General features: G+C 59.9%; 3 protein-coding genes and 1 pseudogene. 2 read left to right on the forward strand and 2 right to left on the reverse strand.

Annotated elements, in window-relative coordinates:
* Positions 1–233, reverse strand: a pseudogene (locus BGIM_RS64995) (IS982 family transposase); the annotation flags it as partial.
* A gap of 317 nt (positions 234–550) precedes the next feature.
* Here BGIM_RS64995 and BGIM_RS0127135 point away from each other — a divergent pair.
* The gene (locus BGIM_RS0127135; RefSeq protein ID WP_020472847.1) at positions 551–1,738 is read left to right on the forward strand and encodes a Gfo/Idh/MocA family protein; all 1,188 of its coding nucleotides are present in this window, start codon (positions 551–553) and stop codon (positions 1,736–1,738) included.
* A 248-nt stretch (positions 1,739–1,986) separates the two neighbouring features.
* Positions 1,987–2,916 carry an ABC transporter ATP-binding protein gene (locus BGIM_RS52630; protein ID WP_020472848.1) on the forward strand — a complete coding sequence of 310 codons (930 nt, stop codon included), beginning with the start codon at positions 1,987–1,989 and terminating at the stop codon, positions 2,914–2,916.
* Positions 2,917–3,199: 283 nt separating this feature from the next.
* Here the strand turns inward: BGIM_RS52630 and BGIM_RS0127150 are convergent.
* Positions 3,200–3,614, reverse strand: a 415-nt coding sequence (locus BGIM_RS0127150; RefSeq protein ID WP_020472850.1) for a transposase, incomplete at its 5' end; no start/stop codon positions are given.

Genomic DNA, 3,614 nt, shown 5'->3' on the forward strand with positions numbered 1-3,614 from the left:
CGGCTCTGGCCCGGCTGACGCGGAAACAGATGCTTGTAATCCCTCAGGGCGGCGAGCAGTTCCGTTTCGCGATGCCATCCCCGGCATTCGCCGATGACGGCCATGGCGATCAGTTCGGAGTCGGAACATTCCGGCTCGGGGCCGGTTCGTCGCAGCAAGGGAGCCAGCGGCCGGACAAAGTCGTCGACGAGGCAATAGACCCAAGTGCAGAAATCGGTGAAATCGGCTATCATGGCGAATGTCCTTTTCGTTGGGAATCAGGGATGCGACCGCTAATCTCATCCTAGAAAACCAGCGCTAAGGACTTCTTTTTCAGGCCACACAAGTATTCACTGCCGACGAACTAGCATAATGCCCCAATGACCAATGACCAAACCGATTGTGTTCGGGCCTCATCTGGGATAGTGAACAAATTCTGATTGGTCATTGGTCATTCTGAGTTCCAAAGCCTGAGTTAGTCATTTTTCCCCCATCCCCACTGCCCCGTCCCAGCGACCACTCGTAGCCTATCCCACACGATTCCTTCCTTTTTTGTCGGGAGACTCTCCAGATGGGCGTGAACGCACCGTTGAACCGCAAACTGCGAATGGGCCTCATTGGCGGCGGCCAGGGTTCCTTCATCGGCCGGGTCCATGCGACCGCCGGCGTGCTGGACAATCGCGCCGCCCTGGTGGCCGGGGCCTTGTCGAGCGACCCGGAGCGGTCCAAGGCCAGCGCCGGGGATTACGACATCCCCCTTGACCGTGCTTACACCAGCTACAAGGAAATGGCCGCCACCGAGGCCAAGCGGGCCGACAAGGTGGACTTTGTTTCCGTCGCCACGCCGAACCACACGCACTTCGAGATCGCCAAGACCTTTGCCGAAGCCGGCATCAACGTGATCTGCGACAAGCCGCTGACGTTTGATTTGAAGCAGGCCGAGGAACTGCTGGCCGTCGTCAAGAAGACCGGCGTGGTCTTCGGCGTCACCCACAATTACACTGGCTATCCGTTGGTGCGGCAGGCCCGCGAGATGATCCAGAACGGCGAACTCGGCGAGATCAACGCCGTGCGGGCCTTCTACATCCAAGGCTGGCTCCGCACCCGGTTGGAGTCGGACAACCAAAAGCAAGCCGCCTGGCGGACCGACCCGGCCAAGAGCGGCATCGCCGGTTGCTTCGGCGACATCGGCACGCATGCCTACAACCTCGGCCGCTTCATCACCGGGTTGATTCCCGATCAGATTTCCTGCCAGTTGAAGATCTTCGAGGCCGGCCGGGCGCTCGACGATTACGGCACGGCGATGATCAAATACTCCAACGGCGCCCTCGGCACCGTGACGGCCTCCCAGATCAGCCACGGCCGCGAGAACGATTTGTTCATCGAAGTGGACGGCACCAAGGGCGCCCTCGAATGGCACCAAGAGGAGCCGAACAAGCTGATCGTCCGCAAGAACGGCGACGCCCACAAGATCTACACCCGCAACGGCGGCCCCTACCTCGGGGCGATGGCCGGCAAATCGAGCCGCCTCCCGGCCGGGCACCCGGAGGCGTTCTTTGAAGCCTTCGCCAACGTCTACACGGCTGTCTACGACGACATCATCAACCGCGAAACCGGCAAAACCAGCGGCGGCGTGAACACCCTCTACCCGAACGTCTTCGACGGCGTGGACGGCATGAACTTCATCACCCAATGCGTCGCCAGCAGCCAAGCTGGCGCGGGCTGGGTGTCGTTGAAGCATGAGGCATGTCGATCGTAAAAGGCCAAGGACTGGCTTGGAAGTGTTGGTGGGTAACCTAACCCCCCGTCCCCCTTCCCTAAGAAGGAAGGGGGAGCAAGAGGGTGGGTGGTTTTGAAACGTAGGTCAGGCTTTCTAGCCTGACGAACCTGTCAGGCTAGAAAGCCTGACCTACCTGAAGACAAATTCCACCCTCTTGCTCCCCCTTCCTTCTTAGGGAAAGGGGACGGGGGGTTAGGTTACCGGGCATCGGCCCTTGCCATACCCCAATGATCCAACTCACCGACATCACTCGTTCCTTCGGCTCCTATCAAGCCCTCCGTGGCGTCACGCTCACGCTGCCGACGGGCCGGATCGGGTTACTCGGCCCGAACGGGGCGGGCAAGTCCACGCTTTTGAAGATCCTGATGGGGCTGCTCTCGCCGTCCGGCGGCAGCGGCACGGTGATGGGGCATCCGATTTTGCCGGATGGCTCCAGCGAAAACAATTACGAACTGCGCCGGCTGATCGGCTTCATGCCGGAGGCCGACGCCTTGGTGCCGGGATTGCGCGGCGTGGATTACGTCGCCCTCGCCGGGGAATTGTACGGTCTCTCCCGCAAGCAGGCGATTCGCCGGGCGCATGAGGTGCTGACCTATCTGCAACTGGAAGACGCCCGCTATCGCCGGCTGGAAGAGTATTCCACCGGCATGAAGCAACGGCTCAAACTCGCCCAAGCCATTGCCCACGATCCGCCGATCTTGCTGCTGGACGAACCGACCAGTGGCCTCGACCCCGCCAGCCGGGATTCGATGTTGAAACTCCTGCTCGAACTCGGCCGGGATTTCAAAAAATCGTTGATCCTGTCAACGCACTTGTTGGCCGATGTGGAAGCCGTAGCCGAACAGGTGGTGATTCTGTTCGACGGTCAAGTTCGCGGCCAAGGCACCGTGGCCGAGTTGTGCGCCCGCCGGGCCGAGCGGTTCCTGATCCGGGTGCAGGGAGAACCGGACCCGTTCGCCGGTGCCTTGGCCACGGCCGGCATCAATGTGGTGGAGCGAAAAAACCGCACCGACTTCCGCGTCAGCGTCCCTCTTGGCTGGCAACCCGCCAACGCCTTCCGTCTGGCCCGCGAAGCTGGCTGCGTCATCCGGGCGGTCGTCCCGGATGATGAGACCTTGGAAGAGATGTTCCTGCGGACAGCGAGATCAACGAACTAAGCCGACGGCCGGGATTGGATGCGTGGTTTTCTAACCTCTTCACGCAATCTGTCGAACCCCAAATGGAAGTGCTGACCGCCAACACGCTACAGCCCCCGGACTTTCAAGAACGAAAAACCGCCCAAAATGGGTGTTCAAAACCGCTCGAAAACGACCCAAAAACACCTCCGGCGACCAGTTTCGACCCATTTTCGGCTCAAAACCGGTCAAAAACAGCGGGCCAACTGAACACTATTTTTCAAAAACCTCGGGAATAACACCCACCACCCAAATGATTTTGGGCTCATCCGAGAAGTTCGTACTTGGCTCGATGGATTGAGTAAATGCGAAGGTGGAAGAATTCTTGGTCACGGTAGCCATAGGCCTGTCGTTGCAGGGTCTTGATTTTGTTGTTCACCCCTTCGAGGGGGCCGGTCGAAATCGGACAGCGATGGTAGTTCAGCAGGCCGGTCCGGTGCATCTGGAAAGAACTCGCCATCTTCTGCAACACCGACAGCTTGGACGCCTCGGCCCGCCGACACCAGTCGTCCAGAAACCGGGCGGCGTCTTTCGGGCTCCCCTGCTCCCAGAAGTGGCGAAACTCTTCTTTCATGTAATACGCCGTCGCCAGCGGTTGGTTGATCCGCAGGGCTTCTTCCAGCCGGGCGCGTTCCCCTTTGGTCTCGTCCAGATTCTCGGGGTTTTTGAGAATCAGCCAC

The sequence above is a fragment of the Zavarzinella formosa DSM 19928 genome, assembly GCF_000255705.1.
Classification (GTDB): Bacteria; Planctomycetota; Planctomycetia; order Gemmatales; family Gemmataceae; genus Zavarzinella; species Zavarzinella formosa.